General features: G+C 43.2%; 6 protein-coding genes and 1 pseudogene. 1 reads left to right on the plus strand and 6 read right to left on the minus strand.

Annotated elements, in window-relative coordinates:
- Positions 1–261, plus strand: a pseudogene (locus F6K37_RS28370) (heavy metal translocating P-type ATPase); the annotation flags it as partial.
- Between the two features lie 138 nt (positions 262–399).
- On the opposite strand, the gene F6K37_RS28375 reads toward F6K37_RS28370, so the two are convergent.
- The 6 genes from F6K37_RS28375 to F6K37_RS28400 form a co-directional block, all read right to left on the minus strand.
- Positions 400–729, minus strand: coding sequence for a hypothetical protein (locus tag F6K37_RS28375; protein ID WP_287253770.1), 330 nt, complete (start codon positions 727–729; stop codon positions 400–402).
- Positions 730–906: 177 nt separating this feature from the next.
- A complete protein-coding gene (locus F6K37_RS28380; RefSeq protein ID WP_502887784.1) occupies positions 907–1,164 on the minus strand; it encodes a hypothetical protein in 258 nt (85 codons plus the stop codon).
- A 38-nt stretch (positions 1,165–1,202) separates the two neighbouring features.
- Positions 1,203–1,532 carry a hypothetical protein gene (locus F6K37_RS28385; protein ID WP_287253774.1) on the minus strand — a complete coding sequence of 110 codons (330 nt, stop codon included), beginning with the start codon at positions 1,530–1,532 and terminating at the stop codon, positions 1,203–1,205.
- 46 nt (positions 1,533–1,578) lie between these two features.
- Positions 1,579–2,550 carry an NAD(P)-dependent alcohol dehydrogenase gene (locus F6K37_RS28390; RefSeq protein ID WP_287253776.1) on the minus strand — a complete coding sequence of 324 codons (972 nt, stop codon included), beginning with the start codon at positions 2,548–2,550 and terminating at the stop codon, positions 1,579–1,581.
- A 51-nt stretch (positions 2,551–2,601) separates the two neighbouring features.
- Positions 2,602–3,129 carry a P-loop NTPase family protein gene (locus tag F6K37_RS28395; RefSeq protein WP_008181484.1) on the minus strand — a complete coding sequence of 176 codons (528 nt, stop codon included), beginning with the start codon at positions 3,127–3,129 and terminating at the stop codon, positions 2,602–2,604.
- A gap of 433 nt (positions 3,130–3,562) precedes the next feature.
- Positions 3,563–7,000, minus strand: a 3,438-nt coding sequence (locus F6K37_RS28400) for a tetratricopeptide repeat protein (RefSeq protein ID WP_287253778.1), incomplete at its 5' end; no start/stop codon positions are given.

Raw genomic sequence — 7,000 nt, forward strand, 5'->3', positions numbered from 1 at the left:
TCAGATGCTGCTATCGAAACCGCCGACGTGGTAATTATGACTGATGCTCCCTCTAAAGTAGCAGAAGCGATCGCGATCGCCCGCCGAACCCTAGGTATTGTTTGGCAAAATATTATTATTGCTTTGGCAGTGAAAGTCGTCTTTATTGCCCTGGGCGCGATGGGGGTAGCAACTCTGTGGGAAGCTGTATTTGCTGATATGGGAGTGGCTCTGTTGGCGATTCTTAATGCTAGTCGGGTATTGCAGATAAGGGAGGGGTGAATATGAGTATAGCTGTATTAAATTAGGTGAGGTGCATTTTTTTAGGGAGTAGGGAGCAGGCAAGAGGCAAAAGGCAAGAGGCAAAAGGCAAGAGGCAAGAGTGACAAAATCCTGTGTACCTAATAGCCATGAAAAACGCTATAGACAATCAGGGGATAGAATTGGAAACATCAATATCTCTTGATCGATTTCTTGCCGATAGGCAGCAATTTCATCCTGTAGATCGTCAAAAGTCGGGTCATCCTTAAACCATCCAAATTTATCTAGCCAAGGATTTCCTGTCTTCCCTAGTAGGGGAATGTCAACTTCAACTACTTCAACCTGATTAGTTAGATAGTCAAGTAGTTGAGCTTTAAGCTGATTGATGGCAGCATCACGGCTATTTTCTACAACAATGACTTCGGGCCATTCTTTGGCACGGGCGATATATTTATCGTTTTCTCTACTGAGGATAACTTTATAAATCATGGCCCTATCTCCTGCTCATATTAAGTCACTATTTCAATAGTAGCTGAGGGGGTAACAACAAGGCTAGAAAGTAAATAGGGTGTCAAGACAAATAGCCCGGTGACTGACTAATCGTTTTAGTTCTTTAGTGATGTACTGTCTAGGCATAATTAATTTATTTATCTACTTATCTCTATACTAAGAGACGGATTTAAGGTATTGATGAGCTCTAGCTTTCGCCAATCTAATTAGATGTTCGACCACTAAAAACTGTTCAAGTTCGTTTTTTTCGGATGGGGATAAATCTCCTAATTTTGCGCGTTCCACTAAATCGTCTATTTTTTCTTTTGTAGCTTCCGAAAATTGAAACTTAGTCACACTTTCTGGGCTAGTTTTTTGAGCAACAAAATCAATAAATTCATCATATATTTTTTGATTTTTTACTAAAGTCGTCATGGTCACATTCCCAGCAACGATAACAATGGGCAACTATATTATAGACAATCAGGGGATAGAATTGGTAAAATCAATATCTCTTGATCGATTTCTTGCCGATAGGCAGCAATTTCAGGCTGTAGATCGTCAAAGGTCGGGTCATCCTTAAACCATCCAAATTTATCCAGCCAAGGATTTCCTGTCTTCCCTAGTAGGGGAATGTCAACTTCAACTACTTCAACCTGATTAGTTAGATAGTCAAGTAGTTGGGCTTTAAGCTGATTGATGGCAGCATCACGGCTATTTTCTACAACCATGACTTCGGGCCATTCTTTGGCACGGGCGATATATTTATCGTTTTCTCTACTGAGGATAACTTCATAAATCATGACTCCATTTCCTGCTCATCTTTAGTGGCTATTTCAATTTTACCTCTTACTCTAGAGCGACAACCACTTTGCCCTGATGTTTGCCTATACCGAAATACTGGATCATTTCAGGCACTTCACTTAATGTGTAAGGGCCATCTAGCACGGGCTTGACATCGCCAGCTTTGAAAAGCTTATTGATGTAATCCAAATCCTTGTTTGGTTTGAGAGTAACCAGACAGACTCTCTTATTGCTAAATATACGAATGATTGCCTGCAAGAGTAATACCTGAAAAAGACAAGCGGTGTCCCCCCCAACCGTTACATAGGTTCCCTGGGGATTCAGTACACGTAGATAATTGAATATCGAGCGATTTGTCTTGGTATCTAGTATCAAGTCGTACCGTTCCTTGCCCTGTGTAAAGTCTTCCTGGGTGTAATCGATCGTTTGCCCAAATCCGACTGAGTGCATCATGTCGAATTTATCAGAGCTATCCACTCCAGTCACGTCAGTCACGCCAATGGATTTGGCGATCTGCACAGCCAACGTACCAACACCACCACCTGCACCGTTGATCAATACTTTTTGTCCGGGCTGGATCTGTCCTTGATCAACCAAACCTTGTACTGCTAGCATTGCGGCATGGGGAAGTGCTGTGGCTTCAACAAATGTCATGGGGTCAGGCTTCAAGGCTAAAGCCGTTTCAGGCACACAGACATACTCGGCAAATCCACCAAACCCACATTCAGAAATATCTCCATAGACCGCATCACCAGGTTTAAACTGCGTGACATTGGGGGCGATCGCTTCAACTCGTCCGGCGATTTCAGCACCAGGAATTGGGATGTTTGGCTTAAACAGACCACAGAGCAAACGGATATAAAATGGTGTGCCTCGCATCAGGCACCAGTCCCAGTCATTGATCGCTGTGGCCTGAATTTTGACTAAGACTTCACCCTCCTTCGGCTTTGGTTTTTCTACCTCTTGAAGCTCAAGCACATCTGATGAACCATATTTTGTTAAAACAATTGCTTTCATGAATTTCTATGTCTTTGATAGTGGTGTATTCCATTGCTGATGTGGACCGGCTTACCCTCCAAATTCTGTCACCATAGTTTCCAAAAAATGCTTTACCTCTTGGGGCGATCGCAAATGGTAAACCTGCTTTGTTGCTTTAGCCGCTTCCACATAAGTGCGGTACTTGGGCGTTAGCTTTTTATGACACAACCAGACCGTGTTATAGGAATTCAGTGTGCCTTTTAGTAGGGGACTATTTTCAGGCCAGCCTTCCGGTGGCACCCAAAGACTTTTAGCAAATCGCTTTGTGACCCACCAGTAATGTCGCAGCACAGCCATATCGAGATAGACCAGGGTATCGGCTACATCTAGCCGTTGCCACACGGTATCGAGTGAGCCAAATCCATCAACGATCCATTGCTCCTGTTGCAAGAGGTGATCATGGGCGGCTTTAAACTCGGCATGGGGCACCTGATCACCGCCCGGTCTATATTGCATGAGATCGAGGGGTACCAGGGGTAATCCAGTTATTTCCGCTAAACGTTTGCTGAGGGTCGATTTGCCAGCGCCAGCATTTCCAAATACTGCAACTCTCTTCATAGTTAGGGAGTAGGGAGTAGGTTTTTTACATTTGGGTCAGGAATCGGGAATCGGGAATCGGGAATCGGGAATCGGGAATCGGGAGTTGGAAGTCGTCAGAAGCGGGAAATGGGAAAAATTATCCCGGAAATGATTGTGTATTTTTATACATATGGGTAGAAGTTTATATTATATGAAAGTACCTACTCGCCCCTTTGTAAAAAACCTACCCTTGTAAGGTAGGGAGCAGGGAGCAGGGAAAAAATCATGTCTACCTCATAGATACGAGAAACGCTATAGATGTAAGACAATTCCTAAACTCCGAAACTTAATCATAGCTTACTTCGGATTTCTGACTTCTGACTTGCGGACTTGCGCGTAGCGCTATATCTTGCACCAGTACAAAAAAACTTAATAACGGCAGTGATAACAATCAATTTTAGTACTGAAATAGTCAAAGATTATCACTACTCCCGATTCCCGATTCCCGATTCCCGATTCCCGATTCCCGATTCCCGATTCCCGATTCCCGATTCCCGATTCCCTTTAATTGTTGCTCCAATTCTATCACTTTCCCCTGAATATCTAGACTCCGGTAGAGTTCTAAACTTTCCGTAAAAAATTGGGAAGCCCTTGCTTTAGCATTCGGTTGATTACCCTCAACACGACGCAAGTAAATTTCCCCTAAGAGCTGGCGAGCCGAGGCTTGTAGTTTCCGACGGTTGTAGTCTAGGAAGACTTGTAAAGATTCCATGGCTAACGCTTCCGCTCGGTCAAGGTTTTCTAAGACATTAACCTCTAGGTAAGCTCGGGACATATCTAGAATTTCTTCCGCCCTATCGACAATTTCTCCAAGTTCTGAAAGTAACCTTAAGCCCATGGTGTAGTTGGTTTCAAATTGCTCAATCTGTTCCGGTAAAGTAGCGTGGTTGGAGGGTAATCGGCGCAAGCGTTCGGAATAGAGTAAGCCAAGAGCGGTATAGTTGTAGGCTAGGTTGGCTTTGTAGTCGTTGGCTTTACTAATTTCGATGGCTTGACCAATACTTTGCTCTCCTTGGCTGAGTAAGTGGAGGGCTTGGGTTGTGTCTGGAGTATTTCTGGCTAGGAGGCGTTGGCTGTTACCAATCTTGCGATACCGATTAGCAATCCGTTTATTTTGACCGAGTTGTTGATGCAGATTTAGGCTTTGCTGGTAATAGTCAATGGCTTTGGTGTAATCACCTAATTCTCGGTAACAATTAGCTAGCCAATTCCACTGATTGGCGACATTCTTTTGTAAATCCAACTGCTGATAAAGGTCACGGCTTTGTTGGTAATATGCTATCGCATTTTCATACTTACCCCAATCTTGATAAATTCTACCTAGTTGATAGTAGGCATCAGCAAGATTTGGTTGGTAATCAAGCTGCTGACTGATAGCTAAGTCTTTGAGTTGACAATCAACAGCTTCCTGATACTTGCCCCAGTCTCGATAACAATCACCTAGCCAATACCACGAATCGGCGACATCTTGTTGTAAATCCAACTGGTGATAAAGTTCAAGGCTTTGTTGGTAGTATGCGATCGCTTGTTCATACTGACCCCAAGCTTGATAGATTCTAGCAAGCTTTAAGTAGGCACTTGCTACACCTGGTTGGTCATCAAGCTGCTGACGGATGGCTAAGCCTTTGAGTTGACAATCGACAGCTTGCTGATATTTGCCCCAGTCTCGATAACAATCAGCTAGCCAATACCACTGATTGGCGACATTCTTTTGTTTATCCAACTGGTCATAGAGTTCAAGGCTTTGTTGGTGGTATCCGATCGCTTGATCATACTTACCCCAAGCGTTATAAATGTAGCCTAGCTCAAAGTAGGCACTTGCTACACCTGGTTGGTCATCAAGCTGCTGACGAATGGCTAAGTCTTTGAGTTGACAATCAACAGCTTGCTGATATCTACCCCAGTCTTGATAACAATCAGCTAGCCAATACCACTGAGTGGCTAAATCCTTTTGTAAATCCAACTGGTGATAAAGGTCACGGCTTTGTTGATGGGATGCGATCGCATCGGAATACTTACCCCAAGTTTGATACATGTAACCGAGCTTCCAGTAGGCTAATGCTATTTCTGACTGGTCATCAAGCTGTTGACGGATGGCTAAGTCTTTCAGTTCACAATCAACAGCTTGCTGATATTTGCCCCAGTCTTGATAACAATCAGCTAGCCAATACCACTGATTGGCGACATTCTTTTGGTTATCCAACTGCTGATTGAGGTCAAGGCTTTGTTGGTGGTATGCGATCGCTTGATCATACTTACCCCAATCTTTATATATTCTACCTAGTTGATAGTAGGCATCAGCAATATTTGGTTGGTCATCAAGCTGCTGACGGATGGCTAAGTCTTTGAGTTGACAATCAACAGCTTGCTGATATTTGCCCCAGTCTCGATAACAACCAGCTAGCCGATACCACAGATTGGCGACATTCTTTTGGTTATCCAACTGGTGATAAAGGTCACGGCTTTGTTGGTAAGATGCGATCGCTTGATCATACTGACCCCAATCTTGATAGATTCTACCAAGCTGATAGTAGGCTAATGCTATCCTAGATTGGTCATTAAGCTGCTGACGAATGGCTAAGGTTTTGAGTTGACAATCAACAGCTTGCTGATATTTGCCCCAGTTTCGATAACAATCACCTAGCCAATACCACTGATTGGCGACATTCTTTTGTTTATCTAACTGGTCATAGAGTTCAAGACTTTGTTGGTGGTATGCGATCGCTTCATCATACTTGCCCCAATCTTGATAGATTCTACCTAGTTGATAGTAGGCATCAGCAATATTTGGTTGGTCATCAAGCTGCTGACGGATGGCTAAGTCTTTGAGTTCACAATCGAGAGCTTGCTGATATCTGCCCCAGTCTCGATAACAATCAGCTAGGTTATACCACAAATTGGCGACATCTTTTTGTTTATCCAACTGCTGATAAAGGTCACGGCCTTGTTCATAGTATGGTATCGCTTGATCATACTTACCCCAATCTTGATAGATTCTACCGAGCTTCCAGTAGGCTAATGCTATACGTGATTGGTCATCAAGCTGCTGACGGATGGCTAAATCTTTGAGTTGACAATCCACCGCTTGCTGATAGTTCCCGGATAGTCGATAACAATTAGCTAGCCAAGACCATAAATTTGCTACATTCTTTTGGTTACCCAACTGCTGATTAAGGTCAAGGCTTTCTTGGTAGGATGCGATCGCTTGATCATAGTCCTCCTTTTTACGGTAACAAGTAGCTATTCCCCAAGCAATGTAACCCTTAATCGGACTATCTGGCTGTTGATTAATCTCCTCTAAAATTTCAATAGCCTGATTATAGTTATCCGGGCGGATATAAGACAATGCTGTCACAAATTCTATGGCTTGTTGACTTCCATGATACCGAATCGGATATTGTCTAGTTGCTTCCAGAGCTGGGGTCATCTCTTCCCCTACTTCTGCCACCAAATTGATCATATCATCGCATAGCATAAGCTCTGCTTTGTTAACTAGCTGTTGAACAAATTCATTTACACCACTAACTAAGGTTTCTCCAGGTTGACCACAAGCTACGTATAAACTTGCTAACTGAGTCTTGACTGATCTCTCTTCACTTAGCTTTAAATTATTAGCTGCTTCTTTGAAACACTTAATCACTTCATCCTTCTGATTAAACCTTTCAATATCTCGTAACCTGGTCAATAATTCCTTAATAGTTTCATGTTCAAAGTCTTCATCTAACCCCAAGTAAGTCGAGACTAACTGCTGAATCACCCTGGCTCGAATCTTGCTGTTGACATCAACATCAGCCAAAACTTGACCCGCAAACAGTAAATCCTGCAATACCGATGGCGACTCCTGGTATGA

It is taken from the genome of Moorena sp. SIO4E2, assembly GCF_010671945.1.
In the GTDB taxonomy this organism is placed as follows: domain Bacteria; phylum Cyanobacteriota; class Cyanobacteriia; order Cyanobacteriales; family Coleofasciculaceae; genus Moorena; species Moorena producens.

What these genes read in the sequence shown, in the direction of transcription:
- F6K37_RS28375 (WP_287253770.1), bottom strand. Translation starts at nt 729, where the DNA reads ATGATTTATAAAGTTATCCTCAGTAGAGAAAACGATAAATATATCGCC.
- F6K37_RS28390 (WP_287253776.1), bottom strand. Translation starts at nt 2,550, where the DNA reads ATGAAAGCAATTGTTTTAACAAAATATGGTTCATCAGATGTGCTTGAG.
- F6K37_RS28380 (WP_502887784.1), bottom strand. Translation starts at nt 1,164, where the DNA reads ATGACGACTTTAGTAAAAAATCAAAAAATATATGATGAATTTATTGAT.
- F6K37_RS28395 (WP_008181484.1), bottom strand. Translation starts at nt 3,129, where the DNA reads ATGAAGAGAGTTGCAGTATTTGGAAATGCTGGCGCTGGCAAATCGACC.
- F6K37_RS28385 (WP_287253774.1), bottom strand. Translation starts at nt 1,532, where the DNA reads ATGATTTATGAAGTTATCCTCAGTAGAGAAAACGATAAATATATCGCC.